Below are 24,564 nucleotides of genomic sequence, written 5' to 3'. Positions count from 1 at the left end.
GCTGCGCCGCAGCTCAGTCTGCGGCGCCCACATCCTGTGCACTGACGCACGTACGTCGCGGCGGACACAGCCGGTCCAGCAGCGCCAAGGTCACCCCGTTACTCCAGCCGAAGCCATCCTGCAGCGGGTACTCACCGCCACCGCCGCCGCCGGCCGAGCCGTCCACCACGTACTTCTCCACCAACTTGCCTTCGCTGTCGTACACGGCCTGCACGGTGTGCAGGAAGCGCGTGCCGATGCGACGCGCCAGTGTGTTCTCGCCATAGCGCTGCAGCCCATCCACGGCGATCCACTGCAGCGGCGCCCAGCCGTTGGGCGCGTCCCACTGCTGCCCGGTGCGCTCCGTGGTGGTGAGCAGGCCGCCCTGGCGCAGCAACTGCGCATCCACCGCCGCTGCCGTCTGCCGGGCCTGCGCGCGGGTGGCCACCTGCAGCCAGAGCGGAAACAGGGCCGCTGCCGTGAGGGCAGGGCGGGTTTGACCGCGCTCGATATCGCGATCCACATACCAGCCTTGGGTAGCGTCCCAGAGCAGCGTATTGATCGCCTTCTGGCGCGCCTGCGCCCGCTGCTCGTAATCGCGTGCAGCAGCGCGGTCACCGGCCGCCTTGCTCGCGCGGGCCACGGTTTTTTCCAGATGGAACAGCAGGCTGTTCAAGTCCACCGGCACGATGGCAGTGATGTGGATGCTGCCCAGCGCGGCCGGATCGGCCAGCCAGCGGGAGCTGAAATCCCAGCCCGACTCCGCCCCCGCGCGGAGATCACGATAGATCTGCGATGGCGCGCGCTGTGGCGCCTGCGCCGCAGTGGCCAGATCGTCGGTCCACGATTCTGTGCGCGGCACCGCACGTGCATCCCAGTAGCGGTTGAGCAGTTGGCCGTCGGCCAGACGCACCACGCGCTCGCTGGCTGCACCCGGTGGCAGGCCGTCGGCACCGCGCATCCAGAACGCATGCTCGGTACGCAGTTGTGGCAGGTAGCGGCGGTAGGCGTCATCGCCTTCGTGGGTGGCCAGTAGATCCACCATCACGCTGAAGAACGGCGGCTGCGAGCGGCTCAGGTAGTAGCTGCGGTTGCCGTTGGGGATGTGCCCGTACTGGTCCAGCTGCCAGGCGAAGTTGTCGACCATGTCGCGCACCTGCTGCCAGCGCCCGCTGGACGCCAGCCCGAGCATCGTGAAGTAGCTGTCCCAGTAGTAGACCTCGCGGAAACGCCCGCCCGGCACCACGTAGGGCTTGGGCAGCGGCAGCAGTGAGCCGTGCGGGTCGACAGTGCGGGTGGTGCGGGTCAGCACCGGCCACAGGCCATCGATGTGGGCCCGCAGGCTTTCGCCGGCCGGCGGCACGTAGGCGGCCGTATCGCCGGGTACCGTGAACTGGGCGGCGACGAAGGCGGGCAGGGTGTAGCCCGGCTGCGTCTGGGCCTGCTGCCAGTGATCGAGCAGCGCATGGGCGTCCTGGCGCGGGATGGCGTCGGCGAAGGTCTTCTGGTCCTTGAACAGGTGAGCACCCTGGACCTGCTGGAACAGCGGCTGCCATTGCTGGTCGGGTGGCTGGGGCGCTTGGCGGGCGGGTTCGGCGGCGGCGCTGCCGGTGCAGAGCAGGGCGGCCAGCATGAGGCCGGTCAGTCGGGAACGGGCGGGCATCGGGGGCTTCCAAGCGGGACAGGGCCACTGTAGGCGGCCTTGCGTCAACGCCTGGTGGGGTGGGGCGTGTGTGCGTGCCCCTTGATGGCGGGCCGGGGCGGTGCCAATTGACCGCTTGGGGGCCTCCACCGTAGAATTACCTGCTCAGCCGGAATAGCTCAGTTGGTAGAGCGGCGCATTCGTAATGCGTAGGTCGTAGGTTCGATTCCTATTTCCGGCACCAGATACAGCAGAAAGCCCCGGCCTTGGTCGGGGCTTTTTGTTTGGGGCGATACGGCCGTTGGTAGCGCCGGCCGCTGGCCGGCAACCCGGTAGTGCCAGCCCATGGCTGGCAGCCCAGAATTTCCGAGCCGCGCGACTCGCCCCAGCGGCTTCCCAGGCGCTTAGGTCCTGGCACCGTTCCTGACCTCGAAACCGCAACCGGCCATTGCTGTGCTATGAATACCCGGCCTTGCTTCAAGGCTCTTTCAGGGATTGGAAGGATGGGGAGTTTCGGGGGAACTGCAAGCGGTGTGTTGACCCGCTTCAGAGGATTTGAAGATCGAATTCGGAAGTTGGGGGCATTAGGTGCCTGGCTGAGCTGCGTGCTGTTGCTGGGTGTGGCTGCTGTGCCGACCGCAAGCGCACAAACGGTCACCTACATTCACACCGATGCACTGGGCTCCGTTGTGGCCGAGAGCGATGCCAACGGCAACGTGACCAAACGCTATGACTACGAACCTTACGGGGCAGTCGTAGGTGGTCAGGTCGCGGATGGGCCGGGATACACCGGGCACGTAAGCGACTCGGCCACTGGCCTGAGCTACATGCAGCAGCGCTACATGGATCCGAAGTTGGGGATGTTCCTGTCGGTGGATCCGGTGACTGCGTATGAGCAGCCTGTGGAGCAGTTCAATCGGTACCGGTATGCAAACGGGAATCCGTACAAGTTCACGGACCCGGATGGGCGGAATGCCACGATGGTGGCGCCGTTGGTTCTCGTACCCATCGTCGTTGGTGTTACTTACTACGCCACTACGACGCCAGCGCAGCGAGCTGAGACTGCGAAGGCGATCGATAGGGGCGTCAAACGCCTGTTCCAAAATGCAGAGGTCGGTGACCCAAGTGGTGGGGGCGCTGATGCAGGCAAACCAAAGGTGCCAGCGTTGCCTAACGGCTTGGTTGGAGACCAAAGTAGCCCGCTCGCCGGACCTAACAAGGCAGGTACAAGAAACACAAGTGGAAATTTGACACCTGAGAATGGTGGGACAGGCAACTACGACGATGACCTCAAGACACTTGCCGGAGATACGAGGCCTGCAGTGAAGGGAGACAGCGCTCCGCCAGGAGCTAAAATCGGAGAGAACGGCGTATTCGGTCGCGACACCAACAGTTCAGGTGGGAAGAGCATAGACATTCCCGCTAACGGAAATAAACCACATGAAACCCTTCACTACGATTGATTCTCTAGCTGATGGATCGCTCTACCTTCCAGCGCAGCTTAAGGGGCTGGATTCTTTCGATCAACTTGATTTGTTGCGTGGGGCGGAAGTAACGCGTTGCTGCATTCCTGCTGCTCAGCGCTCGGATCTTGCGTGGTGGGCCTGTCTGGAGTTCAGTTCTGGGTACTCACTTGAAATTACTTCATCCAGCACCCTGGTTCGTGGCTGGGATGAGTATGGGACGATCAATCTTGCTTTGGCACCAAGTGCCGTCAGCGATGGGGATCAGGTTGGCCTCTCAGAACCGGTGGGCTTTGTGGTAGGCCAGATCAGCATCCTCCGGTGGCAACGTGATGGCATCCTTGTCGATGCGGGAATAGAGTTCCGTTCAAAGGATGGCGGAGAGGTATTCAGTGCAGTAGCTGTCGACATTCCCGGTGCCTTTTCGATGTCGTTTCCTGGAGGAGCCCCCAAAAATTGGCAGTTCCCTGCGGACGAGTACGCGCGGGTAGATGTATGAATGCGTAGGTCGTGGGTTCGATTCCTATTTCCGGCACCAGATACGGCAGAAAGCCCCGGCCTTTGTCGGGGCTTTTTGTTTGTGGCGATACGGCCGTTGGTAGCGCCGGCCGCTGGCCGGCGCCCAGTAGTGCCAGCCCATGGCTGGCAGCCCAGAATTTCCGAGCCGCGCGACCCACTCGCCCCAGCGGCTTCCCAGGCGCTTAGGTCCTGGCACCGTTCCTGACCTGGAAATCGCAACCGGCCATTCCTGTGCTATGACTACCCGGCCTTGCTTGAAGGCTCTTTCAGGGATTGGAAGGATGCGCAAGTCAGGGGGAGCTGTACGCGGTGTGTCGACCCGCTTCAGGGAAATTGAAGGTCGAATTCGGAAGCTGGGAGCATTAGGCGCCTGGCTGTGCTGCGTGCTGCTGATCGGCCCTGGCCTGTCGCCAGCCGCAACTGCCCAGACGACGGTCACGTACATCCACACTGACGCACTGGGCTCCGTTGTGGCTGAGAGCTATGCCAGTGGCAACGTAATCAAGCGCTATGACTACGAGCCGTATGGAGCGGTGGTTGGTGGCCAAGTTGAAGATGGCCCGGGGTACACAGGGCATGTGAGCGATGCGGCAACTGGGCTGAGCTACATGCAGCAGCGGTACATGGATCCGCAGTTGGGGGTGTTCCTGTCTGTGGACCCGGTGACACCACACGACAATCCTGGATCGTCCTTCAACCGATACAAATACGCTGCAAACAATCCTTACCGGTTTAATGACCCTGACGGTCGTCAGGAGCGTGCAGCCGAGCGACACGCTGATTCGGTAGCAAGCGATCCTGCCGCGTACAACACATTTGGTCCCGCGGCCCTTGTGTTGACCTACGCGATAATTCGAGCAACTCCCGTCGTTGGTCCTGCTGACGCCTCGTTGATGACAGGCGCGATCGACATCCAATATGAGAACGCAGGTAAGCAAGGTGTTGATCCATATTCAGGAAAGACCCTGCCCAATTCAAAGTCGCATTTTCCAATCAAGTAGAGTGAGATACGTCACATGAACGAGCATCGATCAGACACTTTTCAACATCTCAAGGGCAAGTATGTAACGTTGACCGTCGAGGATGAGCAGCTTCAGGTTGGAACCGATGATGGATGGTCGCTTCATATTTATAACGGATACACGCTCTCCTGCGGCGAGCGGGTGGGCGCACTGACAGATGCGTCGCTCCGATTGAAGTTGGTCGATTGCCTGGTCGATGACGTCAAAATGATCATGGTGTTTTCGGGCGATAAATTTCTCACCGTCGACTTGACAGACGACGGATACTCCGGGCCGGAAGCCATGCAGCTGAACGGGCCCGACGGCAGCATCGTTATCTGGAGCTGAGCCTGTTTATTCATATAATGATTAATGGCGCATGTCTGAAGATAATGAAATGGCAAGGACTAACTCATCCCAGCCGCATGCGGTGTCAGTGCACTTGCCCGTGCGTGGCCTCGGATATCTCATTGACCGCGACCGTGAGCTGCTACATGTAGCAGCGGTACATGGATCCGAACTTGGGCGTGTTCCTGTCGGTGGATCCGGTCACGGCGTATGAGCAGCCTTTAAGGAAGTTCAATCGATACCTGTACGCGAACGGGAATCCTTACAGGCTCAAAGACCCTGACGGTCGCATCGTCGAGGCCGTATGGACTGTTGCCAACATCGCGATGGGTGCGACCAGCGCCTATTCGAACTTCAGTCAAGGCAATGTAGGTGCCAGCATCGTCGATTCTATTGGTGTAGCGATAGATGCAACTGCGGCGGCCCTGCCATTCGTTCCCGGCGGAGCTGGAATGGCGATCAAGGCAGCGAGAGGACTTGAGAAGGCTGTTGAAGATGCACGTACGGCAGAAGAAGCGGGAGACGGCTTCGACTCCGCGAGACGTGGTGTTTGAGAGCGCTGGGATGAATGATCCCAGCAAGGTTGCCTTCTCAAAGGCTGATGAGAAGACCGATACAGTTGTGGAATTCAAGGGGGAGGGTGGGGCGAAGATTGGATACGATGGACCACATGCCAGTCCGTGACCTCACCATGACACCCAGCATGTAAGCTGGCAGTCTGCGGGAAAGAGAGGCGACGGTGGTGCACAGCGGGGAAATATCCCATATTCCGGAGATCGCCATCCATCAAGGCCGGATAGGAAAGAGCAATGAGCACGAAAGATAGTGGTGCTGTGGCGGCATCTAAACAAGTTTGCTCTCTTGGGTATGGCAGTGTTTCAGTAGCATCTGATGCGGATGTGCTGCTTCGAAGGCTGGTCGAGATACATGGGATTGATTCAACCAGGCACTATTGGTGGGAGTCTTTGGAGACGTCCCGTTTCGTTCGCTACAGCACATCAGGCCATGGTTGGAGGGAGCAGATTGCGGTGTTTCTGGCTGACATGGAAGATCCCGTATTTCTTGCCATCACCGATGATGAGCCACCGCCGTGGCCGGTGTTGAGAATTGAGCATGGTTCGGAAGTTGCAACTTTGCTCAGCGAAATGCACTTTTTTGAGTATTTCGTATTCTCGCAAGACTGCGCGCGAGTCTTCTTTGATACACACCATAACGTTTTGATCTCCTCGCCATAAGGGTAGTGGTCGTAGGTTCGGTCCCTATTTCCGGCACCAGATACAGCAGAAAGCGCCGGCCTTGGTCGGGGCTTCATGTTTGGTATCGCTTGCGGGTGGTGCCGGCCGATGGCCGGCCACCTCAGGTCCGTTCGACGCACCCCGGACTGACATCGCCACCACGACCCGATCCGGCTTCGCTGGCGCATAGCGCCAAGAGCGCTGCTCCCGTCAGGATGGCGTGATTGGCCTCAATGGCACCGTTGGATTCCTGGCCGATCGTTCCTGTGCTATCAATACCAAGCCTTGCTTCAAGGCTCTTTCAGGGATCGGAAGGATGCGCAGGTTCGGGGGAGCTGCAGGCAGTGTGTCGACCCGCTCCAGGGGAGTTGAAGATCGAGTTCGGAAGCTGGGTGCGGTAGGCGCTTGGCTATGCTTTGTGCTGTCGCTGGGTCTGGCTGCGGTCCCGACCGCAAGCGCGCAAACGGTCACCTACATCCATACCGATGCCTTGGGCTCAGTTGTGGCTGAGAGTGATGCCAACGGCAACGTGACCAAGCGCTATGAATACGAACCCTACGGTGCCGTTGTAGGTGATCAGGTCACGGATGGGCCGGGGTACACAGGGCATGTGAGCGACTCGGCCACCGGGCTGAGCTACATGCAGCAGCGGTACATGGATCCGCAACTGGGAACGTTCCTCTCGGTGGATCCGGTGACGGCAGATGGTGGCGATTGGAGACACTTCAATCGGTACGCGTACGCGTACAACAATCCTTACCGCTTCACGGATCCGGATGGACGTTGCCCTGTCTGTCCCGTTCCCGTGGTCATCTTTTTCGTAATGGCATTAACGCACTCGGACCCTGCCAATGCTCCCGCCCAAGGCGAACAAATTCAAAGTGGATCTGTGGGAGATGCCATTGCAGATGCCGTGCCCGGTGGACGAATTCTCTCTCCCCTGAAGGGTGCCGTTGGATCGGCGGAAAGACTTAGCCAGCGTGCGTCGACCAGAGAGGCCAAGCGACAGGGAAAAATTCCAACGAGCCAGCAACCTGTGAGTCAAACAAATGGACGGGCGCGTGACGGTACACAAGTTGGCCGTCAACAAAGCTACGAAGTCGCGAAGCCTGGTGGGGAGGTTGAGACGAAGTCGGTACAAGTATCTCGAGACATCAGGGGAGAGCATGCGGGGATGCCACAGATTGAGGTGGGTACAGTGAAAGCTAACGGGCAGATGGACAGCGCAGGACGGCCAAGAATTCAAAATGAGGGAAAAATTCGAGTGGACTATAAGCGGAGAGGAGAGTAGCCATGTCGGAGGAAAGGACTCGCAGGGCTAAGGCGGTAAGGCTGAATGCCATACTTCAGCGGGAAAACGTAGAGAAGCGGGACAGGTATGCTCCTCGTTTGGTCAGGTCGGTCAATGAGTGCATGGGTACTAGTCTCAACCTGGCGGATTTCTGCAATATCCCTGGAGTCGCTAATGTTGAATGGCCCTCCAACCTGCACGACGCTCCAGGGCTTGTCGCGGCATCTGTTGATCGAGAGAGTGCCCGCAGAATAATGGACTGCATTAGTAACAATATTGGTCCCGTTGACGGTGTAATCTCTTTTCATGAGAAGGATTTCCTTGGAGGTGCGCCGGTCCGAGGGGTGCGCGTGGCGGGGCTGCTTCCGCTTTCAGCGCAGACTGAGGATTCTGTTGTTCTATCTCTCGATGCTCCAAGGGGAGTAATACTGGTTGACTGCTATTTGGTTGCCTGTTCGCCCGAGTTCAGTGTCGTTGTACAAGGCGATGATCTGGTAGCGAAACTTCACGCTTGCTTTGGTTCTGGATAGGTTGTTTCTCTGGTTAAGTTGGTTGCTTGTTTTATCTATCTTTGTCCGCGGTCTGTCGCCACTTACGGACCGTCCGGACTATGTCATCCGCCCTCAGGGACACCTGAGCAGCAGGTGGCAAAGCGTACAGCTCAGCCAGATCATCAAGCCAAAACTGCAGATGGGTACGCTCCTGCCAGGGTGGACAAGAGCTCTTCAAATCCTGATGCAATCGCTGGATGCGAGCAGCGCCTTATTGAAAGTAATGGTGGGGCTCAGTCCCAAGGATGGACATCAGCCAACAATATCAATGCAAGCTCTCCCAGTAATCCAAGACACGACGCCCGAATGGAGGCGTGCAAGAGTGAGTTCGGTGAGGGGCCGCTGACGGACAGATTGCTTGCTCGGCGTCTCTGCTGCTAGTTGCGGATGGTTGTTGTCCGCGCGGATGGGGCGCGTTGGCTTGATAAGTTGGCTTCATTCCAACTTATAGGAAAGTGTCCAATGGCCTCGCTGATCGAGGCTGCCCCGATGTCTTCGGAAAAATTTGGATGGTAGTAGCACAGTAGGCTCTGATGGGTTACGTTCCGCTGTTGCCGGTGCGGGAACCGCATGATGGGTAGTGGAAATGACACCTTCATTCAAACTGGGAAGTTGAACCTACGGGAGTAGTTGACGTTGAACGGATTCAACTTGAAGTTTGTCGTGGGCGCACTTGTACTGGGAACGCTGGCTTCATCCTACGGCCTGCACGCACAGGAGCGGAGGGTCTGGGAGGAGTACGGAAGCCGGGTAGGGCGTGCCACGCAGCCGACACAGGTAGGGAGTGCTGCGTTCGGGGAAGAGGTTGACACGTATATGGGTGGCATATCCTTCAAGATGACGGATGTGGATCTCCCGGGGAACAACGACTTGCCCGTCAGGTTCGAGCGGTCCTTCCGGGTGAGAAACAACCCCATCCCAGGTGTGTTCTACCGCAGCTTCGCGATGGCGGACTGGGAGGTGCAGCTGCCTTCGTTGTCGGCCGACTTTGCACCGAACTGGGAAGTTTCGCTTCTGGAAGAGCCCAACCGGCGCTGCTCAGTGCCGAACGTCTCTGACGCACGGCCCCTCCCGATCCGGGTGGGCACCGAATACGTCAGGCCGGATGAGTACTGGGATGGCGTCAACCTGCAGATTCCCGAAGGCGGCGGGGAGTTGCTCTACATCGCCGGGAACGTGCCTGTTCCGGGCGATGCGGCCACCTACTACTGGACCGCCGGCGACAATATCCGCATTTCCTGCCTGCCTTCGCTGGCCAATGGCAGTGGCGAGGGCTTTCTGGCGGTGGCGCCGAACGGGAACCGGTATCGGTTCGACTGGATGGCACAGGACGTCGAGCCTTCGCTCGTGTCGCAGACAGCAGAGTCGGTGTCCAATATCTCCCACACCGTCGAGCGCCGCATTCCGCGTAGCAGGAATTCCATCTACCCAACGCGCGTAGAGGACAAATACGGGAACTGGGTCGCCTACACATATGCAAATACGTGGAACCAAGTCGTCAAGCTGACCCGCATCGAGAGCAGCGATGGTCGGTGGATTGCGGTGCGGTATGACACGTCGGGAAACATCAGCCAGGTCGAAGCTAACGGACGGGTCTGGAACTACGGCTACGTCAGTGACAGCGGAAAGCGCTCCTTGAGCAGCGTTCGTCTGCCGGACCAGACGCAATGGCAGATCGATCTGCGCGGACTGGGGAGGGCGCACATCGCGTACGCAGTGGTAGAGCCGGGCGATCAGGTCACGCGCAACTGCACGCGCCAGGGAACGTTGATGGAGCCCAGCCAGTTCTCGGGAAGCATGGTGCACCCTTCCGGGCTTCTCGCACAGTTCACGGTGGGCATCGTGCTGCATGGACGCAGCAATGTTCCGCTGTACTGCAAGAACGTGACGCGGCCATTCAACGACCGCAGTGACGACATTGCGTGGATTCCTCCGGCCCACCACGGCCTTTCCCTGCTTCGCAAAGAGCTGAGCGGTGTGGGCATTGCGCCGATGCTGTGGACCTATGAGTACTCCACGGGGAGCAGCTACAAATATCTGAGCACTGACAGCAAGTTTCCGATCTGCCCGCCCGAGGTGCTCGACTGCACCGCGCCGCTCTGCACGTCCGACGATTGTGCGGGAGCGAAGGGTACAACCATCACGGCTCCGGACGGCTCCTCCGTTCAGTATCGCTATGGAAACTCCTATCGCTACAACGAAGGAAAGTTGCTGGGCACCGTTCACAAGGGCAGCAACGGGGAAACGTTGCGCAGTGAGCAGCTGCGCTACGACTTCAGCCTGGCCGACGGGGTCTATCCCGCGCGATGGGGCGTCAGTCCCCGGTACCGGCAAGCAGGATTTCCCTCGGAGCTGCACCGGCCGCTGGTGTCCAAGACCATTACCCAGGACGGCGTCAACTTCGCCCTCAGCGTCCAACAGTTCGACTCGTTGGCGCGCCCGGTCATTGTTCGCAAGCAAAGTAGCGTGCCTGGGGCTGCGGCGCGCAGCGAGTCGACGCAGTACCATGACAATGTAGGGAAATGGGTGATGGGTCAGGCTAAAAGCCTGTCTGTGAATGGTGTGCTGGCCTATGAAACGCAGTACAACGCCCAGGCTGCGCCGGAAGTTCAAAAGGAGTTCGGGCGTGTCGCGCAGACGATTGGCTATGGACCGGACGGTACGGTCAGCTCGGTGCGTGACGGTAATGGAAACCTGACCGCCCTCGGTGCCTGGAAGCTCGGCGTGCCGCAGCGCGTCACGTTTGCAGATGGGGCATCCGTGTCCGCTGTTGTGGATGACAACGGTTGGATCACCCAGGCGGTCGACGAAGGTGGCTACGCCACGAGCTATCAGTACGATGTCATGGGCAGGATTGTGCGCACCGCCTATGCGGCAGGTGACTCGGTGGCGTGGAATCCTGTCGTGCAGACCTTCGAACGGGTTGCAGGTGCGGAGTACGGACTGCCCGCCGGGCACTGGCGGCACACGGTAGAGACAGGGGCTGCGCGCAAGATCAGCTATCTCGACGCGATGTGGCGTCCCCTTCTGGTTCGCGAGTTTGACGCCAATAACGTTGCAGCGACGGAGCGGTTCAGCGGCATCGAGTATGACCACGAGGGTCGCAAGCTGTTTGCGTCGTATCCCTCCACGTCGAGCAATTCCGATGTGGGTGTCTGGACGCGTTACGACGCTCTGGGTCGGGTGACGGGCGTATCGCAGAACAGTGAGTTGGGCCTGCTGACCACCACCACGGTCTATGCGTCTGATGGTGAGGGGGCCTACTCCAAGGTCACACGCGCCGATGGCCGATCGGTGCTTACTCGCTTCCAGGCATTCGACGAACCCGCGTACGAATCTGCCCTGGTGGTATCCGAGCCGGAGGGCGTCGTCACCCGGATTGCCCGCGACGTCTTCGCTCGCCCGCTGACGATTTCAAGAGGCAGCGCGGACGGTACCACCCAGCTGACCCGCAGCTACGCCTACGATGCCCAGGGCCGGCTGTGTCGCCAGATCGAACCAGAAACCGGGGCAACCCTGACCGGCTATGACGGCGCTGGCAATGTCACATGGTCGGCAGCCGGCCTGGCAGCCAATAGCGCGTGCAGTGCCAGCGGTGACGGGGCGGGTACGGCCGCCGTCCGGGTCACCCGCACATATGACTCACGCAACAGGTTGAGAACGCTGGTCTTCCCTGACGGGAATGGCGACCAGCTCTGGCGTTACACGAGCGCTGGGAAGCCGGACCAGATCGTGACCAAGGCTGCGGGTTCACCCGACGTGATAAATGTCTATGCCTACAACCGTCGCGGGCTGCTGACAGGGGAATCGGGCGGCGAGCTGGGGGCACACAACTGGTCGGTGGGCTATGCATACGACAGCAACGCCACATTGTCTGGTGTGCGCTACCCCAGCGGCCTGTTCGTGGACTACGCACCAAACGCACTGGGCCAGGCAACACGTGCGGGGACCTATGCGCAAGCGGTCAGCTATCACCCCAATGGTGGGATGAAGGGCTTCGCGTACGGAAACGGTATTCAGCACACCATGCAACAGAACGCGCGCCAACTTCCCGCGCGCGTGCAGGACGGGGCAGTGCTGGACAATGGTTACACCTACGACAGCGCCGGCAACGTCATGGCTATACAGGACGGACACGATGCGACCCGAACCCGGACGATGCAGTACGACGGCCTTGACCGACTGGTACGGGCGGTCTCTCCCTCCTTCGGTGGCGATGGTATCGCCAGGTTTTCCTACGATGCCATCGACAACCTTCGGTCCTCGCATCTCGGAGGCAAACGTCAGTTCAACTATCTGTATGACGTCAGCAATCGCCTCACCAACATCCGGGATGACGCGGGGGCAACCACTATTGGGCTGTCCTATGACGCAAAGGGCAACCTGAAGAGCAAGAACGGAATGCAGTTTGCCTTCGACCATGGCAATCGCCTGCGGCAGGTAGCGGGCGTGGAGTCCTACCGCTATGACGGGCATGGCCGTCGCGTGGCCAATATTCGTCCCGGCGGTGCTTCACGTCTTTCCTTCTATGGCTTTGACGGAGTGCTGAGGCGGCAGCAGGATGCGGCGGGGAAGGGGGACGAGTACGTCTACCTCAACGGCAGCCTGGTTGCCCAGGTCGAGACAGGAGAAGTGATGTCCAGCCCTGTATTGACGCTGCCGTCCTTCAGTCCTGGCGGCGCCTACGCCGTCGCATGGACCAGCGTTGCATCAGCAAGTACTTATGAACTCCAGATGCGAGTGGGGGGCGGTGCCTGGAGCGCGCTCTACTCGGGTGCCGCGACGGCCTGGAATGCCACGGGACATAGCTCTGGAACCTATTCTTATCGGGTCCGCTCATGCAAGAACGGTGCTTGCGGCGAATGGAGTGCCGAGGCAAGCGTGCGCGTTCAGCTTCCGCCCTCCGGCGTACCAACGGCCAGTGTGCCCGCACTTTCCACCGACGGTCGTTTTACGGTCAGTTGGACGCAGGCCAATGGCGCGACGGATTACCGCCTGGAGGAGAACGTCAACGGCGGTGGTTGGTCCACTATCGCCACTACATCGGCCGCCTCGCACGCACTGGCAGGGAAATCAGCCGGTAGCTATGCCTACCGGGTGGCTGGATGTGCAGGGGGAGCCTGCGGTACCGCCAGTTCTGTTGTCACGGTGCTGGTGGCGTTTCCACCAAGCGGCGTGCCGGTGCTCAGTGCTCCTCCGCGAAGCCCAAATGGCGCCTACGTGGTTCAATGGGCTGCGGTGGCAGGTGCCAACCGCTACGTGCTTGAAGAAAGTGCCAACGGCGCAGGTTGGCAACAGGTGCACGCAGGAGCAGCGGCATCGCTCGCTGTCAGCGGAAAGATGGCGGGCACCTACAGTTACCGGGCATCGGCATGTAGCGCGGGGGGCTGTGGCAACGTAAGTGCCACGGTGGTGGTGGTGGTGCTGTACCCGCCTTCCGGGGCTGCCACGATCAGCGTTCCTTCGTTCTCGCCCGATGGCAGCTACACCGTCAGTTGGACGAGCGTGGCGACAGCTGGCAGCTATCTGCTTGAGGAGAGCGTCAATGGGGGTGCCTGGACCCCGGCACCTGAAAGTGGCGGTGTCGTCCGGACCTACTCAGGAAGGGCTATCGGGCAGTACAGCTACCGGGTGCGGGCAGCAAACGTATCCGGGATTGGGCCCTATTCGTCGGTCGTGTCAATCAATGTGCTGCGACGTCCATCGCCGCCCCAGCTCAGTGGCCCAACCTACAACGGTGAGAACGGCTATGTGATCAGCTGGAACGCAGGCGACGGCGGCGGATCGCACTCTTATCGGGTGGAGCTCTCCGCCAATGGAGGAGCGTGGGGGCAGGTGGCCATCGCTGACACGCTGTGGCACGTGATCAATCGCCCTGACACGGGTTCGTATGGAATACGCATCCAGGCATGCAATCTGGCTGGATGTAGCGACTACTCCAACGTGGTGGGGCTCAATATTGCGCCTGAGCCTATCCCGGCAACGCCATCGATCACCTATTCCGTGAAGACGCAGCGAAAGGTGGGGGCGACGCTGCAGGTCAGTTGTTCGGTGCGTTGGACGGTATCGCAGGGTACGACACGCTACGAGTTGGTATCGGTGCCCACGAGCCAGATCCAATATTCGGGTCCGTTGAACGACCTGACGCGGTCCGGCAGTTACTACTGTGCCTCTTCGCATGTCGTAAGGGCCTGCAACGCGACGGGTTGTTCGGCCAACTCTGTTCCGTTCCGGCAGGAGACAGTGAATATTGCGCAGTAAGTGTCACGACGTGGAGAGCTTGCCGACAGTGCACCGTCGGCAGTGCTCGCCGGTGCAGTGGAGCCTTTGGGTGGGCGCTGTAAATCGCAGATCGGCGAATGCGGGATCTGCGACCTCCCTTAAGAACTGACGAGGCGCCAGACTTTAAGGTCACGCGCTTAATGGCCTGAACAACCGGGCTCACGATTGAAGCGAGATTGACGGTGCGTCGAAACGGAGAGCATCTCATGGGCGTCAGAAAGCTGTTGGCTGTAGCTGCACTGGTGATATGTGCCACATCGTGCAGAACCCACCTCCCCGCTGTTCAGGGCGAAACAACGCTCCACGGGGTCATGACGGTGTACGTCGGTGGGCATGGATTGGGCTCACTCCAGACGCAGTCGGGCGAGTGCGTTGATCTCGCTCTACCCAAGAACGTCCTGCACAGATCTGATACGTGGGATGGAAAGGCCGTGGTACTCACCGGGACCATGGATTCTCGGCCGCGGTCTTTGAATCTACTGTGGTACGACATCAGAGACAGGCGCATTGAAGGCGGTGGATGCTCCGACGACGTCCTGTATGTTCAGACCATCGAGGCACTGCGGTGACAAGGGGGCGATCTTCAATAGCCATCTATCCAAGCGCCGATGGCGGCGCGCTGTTTTGCCTCGCTCCTGAGGTTTGGTGACGAACGCAACAGGCGTATGGCAATGCCGATGCCGCCAGGAAACGGGCATGACCTTCATCAGCGACGCACGTTCGGACACCGCCTGGTCATACGAGTACGAAGGCGATGGCCGGTTGTGCATGGTGTGGGTGGGGGATGACGGAAAGGTCGAGATCGATCCGCCCGGGAACTGAGGCCTGCGCCACCAGTGCCGTTGATGGTCGAGACCGATCAGCCTACGCCGCCATGCTCACCCGGTTACGCCCAGCTGTCTTCGCCTGGTACAACGCCTCATCCGCACGCGCCACCAGGTCCTCCAGCAGCGTCGCATCGCAGCCCGGCAGCGCTTCGCCCACCGCACCGCCCACGCTCACTGACACCGCAATGCGGGTGCCGCCCACGGTGATCGGCTCGGCGGCAATCGCATTGCGCAGGCGCTCGGCGGCGGCGGGTACTTCATCGATCACAGGCGCCGACAGCAGTGCAATGAACTCCTCACCGCCGAACCTCGCGAACAGGTCGCGGTCGCGCAGCGCGTCGCGGCAGCGCCGGGCCACTATCTTGAGCACTTCATCGCCCACCGGGTGGCCGTGCGTGTCGTTGATCGCCTTGAAATGATCCACGTCGACCATGAGCACCGCCACCGAATGTCCGCTGGCTTCGCGGGCGGCGATGATCTGTGCGGAACGCTCCTCGAAATGACGTCGGTTGGGAACGCCGGTCAACGGGTCCGACGACGCCAGACGGCGCAGTTCGGCGGCCATCAGCAGGTCGGCGGTGACGTCGGTGAACAGCCAGATGCGGCCGTGCTCGCCATTGCCGCGCACCGGGTGGGTGTCCACCTCGAAGGTGCGTTCGCCGAACGTCCAGTTCAACGTGGCGGCGAAGTTGACGTTGCCCATCTGCGCGGCATACGCCTGCTCCAGCTCGGCGTGATTGTCGCTGCGCAGGCGCAGCGCCCGCATCGGGCCGGCCAGGTCGGCGGCGCGGAGGTTGCCTGCGGCACAGCCCAGTAGTGCGGCAGCATGTTCGTTGATCACCGCGCCCACGCCATCGCCGTCGATCAGCACGATGCCGGCCGGCACGCTTTCCACCAGATCGATGAACTGATTGTGCGCGATGAGCTGGCGGGTGGCTTCGCGTCGCGCGGAGAGAAGTCCGGCCACGCTGCTGGACAGCAATGGCAGCTGGGCCGTGATCCCCTCGGCAGGCGCCTGGTGTTTCCAGAGCAGCAACAGGCCGCTGTGCGGGCTGTCGGCCGACGGGGCCGGCACATACAGCAGGTGGGTGGGGGCACCCTGCAGGGCATGCAGGATGGCCGTCGGCAGGCGGAAGCCGGCCGCGTCCACGGGTTGGCCCTGCCAGGCGCGCTCGAGAATGCCGCTGCGCGCCAGGTTGAACCCGGACAGTGGCAACGCGGGCGATCCGGTCGACCACGTCGAACGGCCCTGCGCATCCAGTTCAACGGCCAGGGCCAGGTCTGCGTGGGTGGTGAGCCGGGCGAAGCTGCACAGCGCCGCGAGTGCCTCGCTGCTGGGCGCGCTCAAGACACCGTCCCGAGCAATCGCCGTTCCAGGATTCGGGTCACCTCGTCGGCGGCGGTCATATGGGGCAGGTGCCCGGACGCATCGATGATGTCCAGTGTTGCCCCGTCGATCGTATCGGCCAGCCACTGGGCCACCTCGACCGGAACCGCCATGTCCACCGCGGTCTGGATCACGTGCACCGGCATGGACAACTGCGGCGCCAGCGTGCGCATGTCCGAGGTGAAAATGGTGCGCGAGGTGTTGAGCGCGATGTCCGGCTGCATCTGGAACAGCGTACGCGAGAAGTCCGCGAGAACGCGGTTGTCCTCGACGCCCACCACCATGGGCGCGAACCCGGCCACCCAGGCCTGGTAATTGGCCTGCATGCTCTCGAACAGGTTATCCAGGTCCTGCGGCTTGAAGCCGCCGGTGTAGCCGTCATCGTCGAGGTAGCGCGGCGAAGCGCCGATGGTCACGACGCGTTCGAACAGTTCCGGGCGTGCAACCGCGGCGGCCGCCCCGATCATGCCGCTCATCGAGTGCCCGACATACGTAAATCGGTGCAGGTCGAGCTCGTCGACGATATCGAGCAGATCGTCGGCATAGCCGAACATCGCGCCATGCCGGTCGAAATCGTAGGTGTCCGCGCCGTTGGGACCGCAGCCGGCGAGATCAAACGAGATCACGTCGAACCGTTGGTCGAACCAGGGCCGCAATGCCGTCCACGCGGTCTGGTCGGTGCCGAAGCCGTGGGAAAGGATGACGACGTCGTTGCCCTGACCGCTGCGGCGGCCGTTGAAGCGCTCAAAACTGCCCAAGTACGTTTACCCATGGCGTTTCCCAAGGGGCGAATACTAGGGCAGGTGGGCAGCCGGGTCCATGGTGGGGGCCGGTATCTGCCGCGTGTTTCCGTGTGTCATCGCAGCGCGGTATGGTGGGGCTGAAATTCCCGGAGAGCCCGTCATGCGAACTGCCGTCTTCAGCGCCCGGCCCTACGACCGCCGCTTCCTCGAGGAGGCCACCCAGCGTGCCGATGCGGCCCGCCCGGTGGAGTTCCTTTACTTCGACGCCACCCTCGACGTGCATACCGCAGCGTTGGCGCAGGACTGCGAGGCGGTCTGCGTCTTCGTCAACGACCGTCTGGACGCGCCGGTGCTGCAGGCCCTCCACGCCCTGGGCGTGCGCGCGCTCCTGCTGCGCTGCGCCGGCTTCAACAACGTGGACCTCGCCATGGCCGGGCAGCTGGGCTTCTTCGTGGCGCGGGTGCCGGCGTATTCGCCCGAGGCGGTGGCCGAGCACGCATTGGCGCTGGTCATGACGCTCAACCGGCACACCCACCGTGCCTACAACCGGGTACGCGAAGGCAACTTCATGCTCGACGGGCTGCTCGGGCGCACGCTCTACGGCAAGACGGTGGGCATCGTGGGCACCGGCAAGATCGGCCTGGCCACGGCGCGCATCTTCAAGGGGATGGGCTGCACCGTGCTCGGCCACGATCCGTACCCGTCGTCCGCGTTCGATGCGATCGGTACCTTCGTCGCGCTTGACGAGCTGCTGGCGCGCGCGGACATCGTGTCACTGCATTGCCCGCTGACCCCGGACACCCACCACCTGATCAACGCCACCTCGCTGGCGCGGATGAAGCCCGGCGCGATGCTGGTCAACACCTCGCGCGGTGGGCTGGTCGATACGCACGCGGTGATCGGTGCGCTCAAGGCGCGGCAGCTGGGGCACCTGGCCATCGACGTGTACGAGCAGGAAAGCGCGCTGTTCTTCCAGGACCGCTCCGGGGAGATCATCGATGACGACGCCTTCCAGCGCCTGATGACCTTCCCCAATGTGCTGGTCACCGGGCACCAGGGCTTCTTCACCGTGGAGGCGCTGCAGGAAATTTCCGAGATCACCCTGCGCAACCTGGGGGATTTCGCCGCTGGCCGGCCGTGTCCCAATGCGGTGCCGCTGCCCTGATCCACGCGTGATGCTGTTCTCCGTCCTTTCCCACCGCAGGGGCTGACCATGTGGCATCAGAACTACGATCCGCTCGGCAATGCGAATCTCTCGGCGCTGTTGGCCGCGCTGCCGGTGCTGGTGTTCCTGCTGGCGCTCACCGTGCTTCGCCTCAAGGGCCTCACCGCCGCGCTGCTGGCGGTGCTGGTCTCGGCACTGGTGTCGTCGCTGGTGTTCGGCATGCCGCTGGACACCCTGCTGGGGGCGGCGTTGCTCGGCATCGCCAACGGCGTATTCCCGATCAGCTTCATCGTGCTGATGGCGGTCTGGCTGTACAAACTGGCCATCCGCAGCGGTAAGTTCGAGGTGATCCGCGGCAGCATCGCGACCATTTCCGAGGACCAGCGCATCCAGGTGCTGCTGATCGCGTTCTGTTTTGGCGGCTTCCTCGAAGGCGCCGCCGGTTTCGGCGTGCCGATCGCGATCTGCGCCGCGCTGCTGGTTGAACTCGGCTTCCGCCCGTTGAAGGCGGCCATGCTGTGCCTGGTCGCCAACGGCGCGGCCGGTGCCTACGGCGCGATCGGCATTCCGGTGCTGGTGGGCGCGCAGCAGGGTGGGGTGGGGCTGGGCGAGATGTCGCAGATGCTGATCCCGCTGGTTCAGCTCTGCGCGCTGCTGCTGCCGGCGGTGCTGGTGCTGCTGCTGGACGGCTGGCGCGGGGTGCGCGAGACCTGGCCGGTGCTGCTGGTGGTCGGCGGCGTGTTCAGTGGCAGCCAGACGCTTGTGCTGTACCTGCTGGGGCCCGAACTGGTGGATATCATCGGGCCGCTGGCCGCGATGGGCAGCCTGGCCGCCTTCATGCAGGTCTGGCGCCCGCGCCGGATCTACCGCGAGGCGCAGGCGCCGCCGGTGTCCAGCCAGCGCTGGACGCTGCGGCAGGTGCTGCTGGCCTGGTCGCCGTTCTACATTCTTACCGCCACCATCCTGGTCTGGAGCCTGCCGGCGTTCAAGGCGTTGTTCGCCGCCGATGGCGCGCTCGGGTCCACGGTGCTGCACCTGCCGGTCAGCCTGCTCCACCAGCGCGTGCAGGAATTGCCGCCGCTGGTGGCCGCCGCGCACACGCTGCCGGCGGTCTGGACCGTGGGCTGGCTCAACGCCTCGGGCACCGCGATCCTGATCGCCGCGCTGCTTACGGTGGTGCTGTCGCCGAAGCTGGGCCTGCGCGCGGCCGGCGAGGAGCTGGCCCAGTCCGGCCGGGAGATGTGGAAGCCGCTGGCCACCGTGGCACTGGTGATGGCCGTGGCCTACATCACCAATTACTCGGGGGCCTCGTCCACGATCGGGCTGGCGCTGGCCCAGGCCGGCGGGGTGTTCCCGGCGCTGGCGCCGGTGATCGGCTGGACCGGCGTGTTCATCACCGGCTCGGTGGTCAACAGCAACACCCTGTTCGCCCACCTGCAGGCGGTCACTGCTGCGCAGATCGGGGTCAGCCCGGCGCTGCTGGTGGCCGCCAACACCGCCGGCGGGGTGATGGCCAAGCTGGTGTCGCCGCAGTCGATCGCCATCGCGGCCGCAGCAGTGAAGCTGGTGGGTCAGGAATCGGCGATCATGCGCACCAGCCTGGCGGTGAGCCTGGCGCTGCTCGGCTATGTCTGCCTGTGCACGCTGCTGCTGTCGTGGCTGCTCGGGTGACGGGCAGGGCATTCATGTCTATACATGAACGTGTTGGCGTGCTGAATCGGGCGTATTGGCCGCACTGCGACAACGTGTCGCAGCCAAAACGGGGCTTTCCTGCGCTGGATCATTGTCAATGCCTTTCTTAAATGATGCATGACGGCCTAAAATTAGAGGGCTGACATGATCGTCCCCTGTGCCTGTCCCCCTGGACCGGCACAACCGGCCTTTGGCCGGGACGGGGCGCGCTTGAGCTGGCATTCCCTACGCAATTGGATCGACCGATGATTCCGTTGAAACCCCTTGGACGCTATTTGCGTCCGGGCCTGCTGTTCGCGTTGTCCGTGTTCCTGACGGGCTGCAACTCGGCCATCCTCAACCCCAAGGGCCAGATCGGCCACGATGAGAAGACGCTGCTGATCACGGCTACCGTGCTGATGCTGCTGGTCGTCGTGCCGGTCATCATCATGACCCTGACCTTCGCCTGGAAGTACCGCGCGACCAACACCAAGGCCCGTTATGAGCCGAAGTGGTCGCACTCCACCGCGATCGAAGTGGTGGTGTGGTCGATCCCGTGCATGATCGTGCTGGTGCTGGCCGTGCTGACCTGGCGTTCCTCGCACGCGCTGGACCCGTACCGTCCGCTGGAGTCGGACAAGAAGCCGGTGGTGATCGAAGCCATCTCGCTCGACTGGAAGTGGCTGTTCATCTATCCGGAAGAGAAGATCGCCACGGTCAACGAGATCACGTTCCCGGTCGATACCCCGCTGAACTTCAAGATCACGTCCGATTCGGTGATGAATGCCTTCTTCATCCCGCACCTGGGCAGCATGATCTACTCGATGACGGCCATGGAGACCAAACTCCACCTGATCGCCAACGAGACCGGTGAGTTCCCGGGCATGTCCTCGCACTACAGCGGCGCGGGCTTCAGCAAGATGCATTTCAGCGCCCATTCGGTGACGGATGCGCAGTACCAGCAGTGGCTGGCCAAGGTCCGCGCCGACGCGGCGACCCTGGACAAGACCGCGTTCAATGCGCTGGTGGCCGAAAAGAACCACGACTGGCACCCGGTGACGTACTTCGGTACCGCCGAAGCCGGCCTGTTCGACTGGGTCATCGCCAAGCACATGGGCGACAACCAGCACTACGGCATGAAGCACGACCACAACGCGATGGGCCATGACGGCGCCGCGGGCGAAAGCCACGCCGGCCACGACATGCCTGCCGCTGCAGGTCCTGCCCCGGCGGACGTGCACGCCGACGACACGCACGCGGCGCACGCCGCGGGTGCTGACGCCGAGCACGCCGAACACACTGCAGACGAGCATGCCGCCGCCGGTCACACCGGCCACGCAGGCTCGGGAGAATAAGCATGAATCTGTTGGGTAAACTGACATTTGCCGACATCCCGCACGATCCGATCATCATCACCACGTTGATCGGTGCTGGTATCGGTGGCCTGCTGGTGCTGGCCCTGATCACCAAGTTCAAGCTGTGGGGCTATCTCTGGAAAGAGTGGTTCACCTCGGTGGACCACAAGAAGATCGGCGTGATGTACCTGGTCATCGCCTTCGTCATGCTGCTGCGCGGCTTCGCCGACGCGATCATGATGCGTGTCCAGCAGGCCATGGCCGCCGGCGGTAACGAAGGCATCCTGCCCCCGCATCACTACGACCAGATCTTCACCGCCCACGGCGTGATCATGATCTTCTTCGTGGCGATGCCGCTGATCACCGGCCTGATGAACGTTGTCGTGCCGCTGCAGATCGGCGCACGCGACGTGGCCTTCCCGTTCGTCAACTCGCTCAGCTTCTGGCTGTTCGTGGCGGGCGCGGGCCTGGTGATGATCTCGCTGGGCGTCGGTGAGTTCGCGCAGACCGGTTGGCTGGCCTTCCCGCCGTTGTCGGGCAAGGAATACAGTCCAGGGGTAGGTGTCGATTACTACATCTGGGGCCTGCAGGTAGCAGGCCTGGGGACCACGCTGAGCGGTATCAACTTCTTCATCACCATCTTGAAGATGCGTACCCCGGGCATGAAGCTGATGCACATGCCGGTGTTCACCTGGACCGCGCTGGTCACCAACGTACTGATCATCGCCGCCTTCCCGGTGCTGACCGTCACCCTGGTGCTGTTGACCCTGGACCGTTACCTGGGCACGCACTTCTTCACCAATGACGGTGGCGGCAACGCCATGCTGTACATCAACCTGATCTGGATCTGGGGTCACCCGGAAGTCTATATCCTGGTGCTGCCGGCCTTCGGCGTGTTCTCCGAGGTCATCGCCACGTTCTCGCGCAAGGCGCTGTTCGGCTACAAGGGCATGGTCTACGCCACCGCCTGCATCGGCGTTCTGTCGTTCATCGTGTGGCTGCACCACTTCTTCACCATGGGCTCGGGTGCCAACGTCAATGCCTTCTTCGGCATAACGACGATGATCATCTCCATTCCCACCGGCGTGAAGATCTTCAACTGGCTGTTCACCATGTTCCGCGGTCGCGTGCAGTTCACCACGCCCGTGCTGTGGACCATCGGCTTCATGGTCACCTTCACCATCGGCGGCATGACCGGCGTGATGCTGGCGATTCCGGCCATCGATTTCGTGCTGCACAACAGCCTGTTCCTGATCGCCCACTTCCACAACGTCATCATCGGCGGCGTGGTGTTCGGCATGTTTGCCGGTATCACCTACTGGTGGCCGAAGATGTTCGGCTTCCGCCTCAACGAAACCTGGGGCAAGCGCGCGTTCTGGTGCTGGTTCATCGGCTTCTACGTGGCCTTCATGCCGCTGTACATCCTGGGCTTCATGGGCATGACCCGCCGCATGCAGAGCTACCCGAACCCGGAATACCAGCCGCTGCTGGTGATTGCGATGTTCGGTGCGTTCATCATCGGCGCCGGCATCCTGTGCCAGGTGATCCAGATCGCCGTGTCGATCCGCGACCGCAAGAAGACCGCCGACCTGACCGGCGACCCGTGGGACGCACGTACGCTGGAGTGGGAAACCTCTTCGCCGCCGTCGTTCTACAACTTCGGCTCGCTGCCGCGCGTCACCGAACTGGACGAGTTCTGGGAGCGCAAGCAGCGTGGTGAAGCGTGGGAGCGCCCGGCCAAGTACACCGACATCCACATGCCGCGCAACACCGGCACGGGCGTGGTGATCGGTGCCTTCAGCCTGGTCCTGGGCTTTGCGATGATCTGGCACATCTGGTGGCTGGCCATCGTCGGCATCGTCGGCATGATCGGTACCTTCATCTGGCGCACCTTCGACAAGGACACGGACTACTACGTGCCCGCCGCCGAAGTGGAGCGCATCGAAAATGAGCACCGTCGCCACCTGGTGGCGCAGGGCCTGGTGAAAGCGGAGCTGAAGGCATGAGCAGCACTACCTCCAACGCCATGAACCATGGGCACGCCGCGCACGCGGCGGCCCACGGCCATGATGACCACGAGCACCACGACACCGGCGGCAATACCGTCTTCGGTTTCTGGGTGTACCTGATGAGCGACTGCCTCATCTTCGCCAGCCTGTTTGCCACCTACATCGTGTTGTCCGGTGGCACCAACGGTGGCCCGGGCCCGAAGGATCTGTTCGACCTGACCTTCGTTGCCTGGGAAACCACGCTGCTGCTGGTCTCTTCGCTGACCTTCGGCCTGGGCATGATTGCCCTGCACAAGCACAAGGTGGGCCAGATGTACCTCTGGCTGGGCCTGACCTGGCTGTTGGGCTTCGGCTTCATGGTCATGGAAGTGTGGGAGTTCAACCACCTCATCCATGAGGGCTTCGGTCCGGACCACAGTGCGTTCCTGTCGGCGTTCTTCGCGCTGGTGGGCACCCACGGCCTGCACGTCAGTGCCGGTCTGCTGTGGCTGCTGATCATGTTCATCCAGATCAAGCAGAACGGCCTGACCCCGACCAACAAGACCCGTATGGCGTGCCTGAGCCTGTTCTGGCACTTCCTGGACCTGATCTGGATCGGCGTGTTCTCCGTCGTCTACCTGAAGGGAGCGCTGTAATGTCCGCACACGACAACCACGCACACGACCATGGTGCCGGCGGCGAAAGCCACGGCAGCGTCAAGTCGTACCTGGTCGGCTTCGCGCTGGCCGCGATCCTGACGATCATCCCGTTCTGGCTGGTGATGCACGGCAACCTGCCGACCTTCACCACCGGCGTGATCATCGTGATCGCCGCGGTGCTGCAGATCCTGGTGCACCTGGTGTTCTTCCTGCACTTGAACCGCTCGTCGGAGCAGCGCTGGAACGTCAGCGCGGCGGCCTTCACCGTGGTGGTGATCGGCATCATCGTCGCCGGCTCGCTGTGGGTCATGCACAACATGAACGTGCACATGATGCACTGACGTCCTCGCGACGTTGCTGCATGCAGAAAGGCCGCCTTCGGGCGGCCTTTCTGCGTCTGGCACCCGCCGAGGTAGGGCCGGTTCCCAAACGAGTGCCGATATCCGTTCCGCGCCCGA

18 protein-coding genes, 1 tRNA gene and 1 pseudogene are annotated in these 24,564 nt (G+C 61.9%); 17 read left to right on the top strand and 3 right to left on the bottom strand.

The window, feature by feature from the left end; all coding sequences use genetic code 11:
- Positions 1-13: 13 nt before the first annotated feature.
- A complete protein-coding gene (treA, locus tag AC6CHL_RS17835) occupies positions 14-1,642 on the bottom strand; it encodes an alpha,alpha-trehalase TreA (RefSeq protein WP_498295598.1) in 1,629 nt (542 codons plus the stop codon).
- A gap of 147 nt (positions 1,643-1,789) precedes the next feature.
- Between treA and AC6CHL_RS17830 the strand changes: the two genes are divergently transcribed.
- The 11 genes and pseudogenes from AC6CHL_RS17830 (at position 1,790) to AC6CHL_RS17780 (ending at position 15,133) form a co-directional block, all read left to right on the top strand.
- Positions 1,790-1,865 (top strand) — tRNA-Thr (locus tag AC6CHL_RS17830).
- Positions 1,866-2,154: 289 nt separating this feature from the next.
- A complete protein-coding gene (locus AC6CHL_RS17825) occupies positions 2,155-3,084 on the top strand; it encodes an RHS repeat-associated core domain-containing protein (RefSeq protein WP_463600595.1) in 930 nt (309 codons plus the stop codon).
- Positions 3,062-3,583 (top strand): hypothetical protein, encoded by a 522-nt coding sequence (locus AC6CHL_RS17820; protein ID WP_463600596.1) that lies wholly within the window; start codon positions 3,062-3,064, stop codon positions 3,581-3,583. Before AC6CHL_RS17825 ends, AC6CHL_RS17820 begins: the two co-directional genes overlap by 23 nt.
- Positions 3,584-3,884: 301 nt before the next feature.
- Complete coding sequence (locus tag AC6CHL_RS17815) at positions 3,885-4,604, top strand: RHS repeat domain-containing protein (protein WP_498295596.1); 720 nt, start codon at positions 3,885-3,887, stop codon at positions 4,602-4,604.
- A gap of 15 nt (positions 4,605-4,619) precedes the next feature.
- Positions 4,620-4,952, top strand: coding sequence for a hypothetical protein (locus AC6CHL_RS17810; protein WP_498295594.1), 333 nt, complete (start codon positions 4,620-4,622; stop codon positions 4,950-4,952).
- A 161-nt stretch (positions 4,953-5,113) separates the two neighbouring features.
- On the top strand, positions 5,114-5,506 hold the full coding sequence (locus AC6CHL_RS17805) for an RHS repeat-associated core domain-containing protein (protein WP_498295592.1): 393 nt from the start codon (positions 5,114-5,116) through the stop codon (positions 5,504-5,506).
- Positions 5,448-5,765 (top strand): annotated as a pseudogene (locus AC6CHL_RS17800) (polymorphic toxin type 47 domain-containing protein). The gene AC6CHL_RS17805 and the pseudogene AC6CHL_RS17800 overlap by 59 nt, the downstream one beginning before the upstream one ends.
- The gene (locus AC6CHL_RS17795) at positions 5,762-6,187 is read left to right on the top strand and encodes a hypothetical protein (protein ID WP_498295590.1); all 426 of its coding nucleotides are present in this window, start codon (positions 5,762-5,764) and stop codon (positions 6,185-6,187) included. The pseudogene AC6CHL_RS17800 and the gene AC6CHL_RS17795 overlap by 4 nt, the downstream one beginning before the upstream one ends.
- Before the next feature lie 316 nt (positions 6,188-6,503).
- Positions 6,504-7,478, top strand: coding sequence for an RHS repeat-associated core domain-containing protein (locus AC6CHL_RS17790; protein WP_463602065.1), 975 nt, complete (start codon positions 6,504-6,506; stop codon positions 7,476-7,478).
- Positions 7,479-8,680: 1,202 nt separating this feature from the next.
- Complete coding sequence (locus tag AC6CHL_RS17785; RefSeq protein WP_498295588.1) at positions 8,681-14,290, top strand: RHS repeat protein; 5,610 nt, start codon at positions 8,681-8,683, stop codon at positions 14,288-14,290.
- Positions 14,291-15,007: 717 nt separating this feature from the next.
- Positions 15,008-15,133, top strand: a complete 126-nt coding sequence (locus AC6CHL_RS17780; RefSeq protein WP_498295586.1) for a hypothetical protein — start codon at positions 15,008-15,010, stop codon at positions 15,131-15,133.
- Between the two features lie 42 nt (positions 15,134-15,175).
- On the opposite strand, the gene AC6CHL_RS17775 is transcribed toward AC6CHL_RS17780, so the two are convergent.
- Positions 15,176-16,486: a GGDEF domain-containing protein gene (locus AC6CHL_RS17775; protein WP_498295584.1), complete on the bottom strand. Its 1,311-nt coding sequence runs from the start codon at positions 16,484-16,486 to the stop codon at positions 15,176-15,178.
- Positions 16,483-17,283 (bottom strand): alpha/beta fold hydrolase, encoded by an 801-nt coding sequence (locus AC6CHL_RS17770; RefSeq protein WP_498295582.1) that lies wholly within the window; start codon positions 17,281-17,283, stop codon positions 16,483-16,485. Before AC6CHL_RS17770 ends, AC6CHL_RS17775 begins: the two co-directional genes overlap by 4 nt.
- Positions 17,284-17,428: 145 nt before the next feature.
- On the opposite strand from AC6CHL_RS17770, the gene AC6CHL_RS17765 reads away from it, so the two are divergent.
- From AC6CHL_RS17765 to cyoD, 6 genes are all read left to right on the top strand, one after another.
- Positions 17,429-18,433 (top strand): 2-hydroxyacid dehydrogenase, encoded by a 1,005-nt coding sequence (locus AC6CHL_RS17765; RefSeq protein WP_498295580.1) that lies wholly within the window; start codon positions 17,429-17,431, stop codon positions 18,431-18,433.
- Positions 18,434-18,481: 48 nt separating this feature from the next.
- Positions 18,482-20,104, top strand: coding sequence for a lactate permease LctP family transporter (locus AC6CHL_RS17760; protein ID WP_498295578.1), 1,623 nt, complete (start codon positions 18,482-18,484; stop codon positions 20,102-20,104).
- A 266-nt stretch (positions 20,105-20,370) separates the two neighbouring features.
- Positions 20,371-21,459, top strand: a complete 1,089-nt coding sequence (gene cyoA, locus AC6CHL_RS17755) for a ubiquinol oxidase subunit II (protein WP_447592560.1) — start codon at positions 20,371-20,373, stop codon at positions 21,457-21,459.
- A gap of 8 nt (positions 21,460-21,467) precedes the next feature.
- Positions 21,468-23,465, top strand: coding sequence for a cytochrome o ubiquinol oxidase subunit I (cyoB, locus tag AC6CHL_RS17750; protein ID WP_038692409.1), 1,998 nt, complete (start codon positions 21,468-21,470; stop codon positions 23,463-23,465).
- A complete protein-coding gene (cyoC, locus tag AC6CHL_RS17745) occupies positions 23,462-24,103 on the top strand; it encodes a cytochrome o ubiquinol oxidase subunit III (protein ID WP_038689650.1) in 642 nt (213 codons plus the stop codon). The genes cyoB and cyoC overlap by 4 nt, the downstream gene beginning before the upstream one ends.
- Positions 24,103-24,447, top strand: coding sequence for a cytochrome o ubiquinol oxidase subunit IV (gene cyoD, locus AC6CHL_RS17740; protein WP_038689648.1), 345 nt, complete (start codon positions 24,103-24,105; stop codon positions 24,445-24,447). Before cyoC ends, cyoD begins: the two co-directional genes overlap by 1 nt.
- The last annotated feature ends 117 nt before the right edge of the window (positions 24,448-24,564 follow it).

The organism is Stenotrophomonas sp. GQ19 (assembly GCF_059758695.1).
The sequence above is the reverse complement of the archived record's forward strand: the minus strand, read 5'-3'. Positions and strand labels throughout refer to the sequence as shown.

Coding starts and splice junctions, on each gene's coding strand:
- treA (WP_498295598.1), bottom strand. CDS start 1,642: ATGCCCGCCCGTTCCCGACTGACCGGCCTCATGCTGGCCGCCCTGCTC.
- cyoC (WP_038689650.1), top strand. CDS start 23,462: ATGAGCAGCACTACCTCCAACGCCATGAACCATGGGCACGCCGCGCAC.
- AC6CHL_RS17765 (WP_498295580.1), top strand. CDS start 17,429: ATGCGAACTGCCGTCTTCAGCGCCCGGCCCTACGACCGCCGCTTCCTC.
- AC6CHL_RS17805 (WP_498295592.1), top strand. CDS start 5,114: ATGGATCCGAACTTGGGCGTGTTCCTGTCGGTGGATCCGGTCACGGCG.
- AC6CHL_RS17795 (WP_498295590.1), top strand. CDS start 5,762: ATGAGCACGAAAGATAGTGGTGCTGTGGCGGCATCTAAACAAGTTTGC.
- AC6CHL_RS17820 (WP_463600596.1), top strand. CDS start 3,062: ATGAAACCCTTCACTACGATTGATTCTCTAGCTGATGGATCGCTCTAC.
- AC6CHL_RS17780 (WP_498295586.1), top strand. CDS start 15,008: ATGACCTTCATCAGCGACGCACGTTCGGACACCGCCTGGTCATACGAG.
- AC6CHL_RS17760 (WP_498295578.1), top strand. CDS start 18,482: ATGTGGCATCAGAACTACGATCCGCTCGGCAATGCGAATCTCTCGGCG.
- AC6CHL_RS17810 (WP_498295594.1), top strand. CDS start 4,620: ATGAACGAGCATCGATCAGACACTTTTCAACATCTCAAGGGCAAGTAT.
- AC6CHL_RS17790 (WP_463602065.1), top strand. CDS start 6,504: ATGCGCAGGTTCGGGGGAGCTGCAGGCAGTGTGTCGACCCGCTCCAGG.
- cyoA (WP_447592560.1), top strand. CDS start 20,371: ATGATTCCGTTGAAACCCCTTGGACGCTATTTGCGTCCGGGCCTGCTG.
- AC6CHL_RS17815 (WP_498295596.1), top strand. CDS start 3,885: ATGCGCAAGTCAGGGGGAGCTGTACGCGGTGTGTCGACCCGCTTCAGG.
- cyoD (WP_038689648.1), top strand. CDS start 24,103: ATGTCCGCACACGACAACCACGCACACGACCATGGTGCCGGCGGCGAA.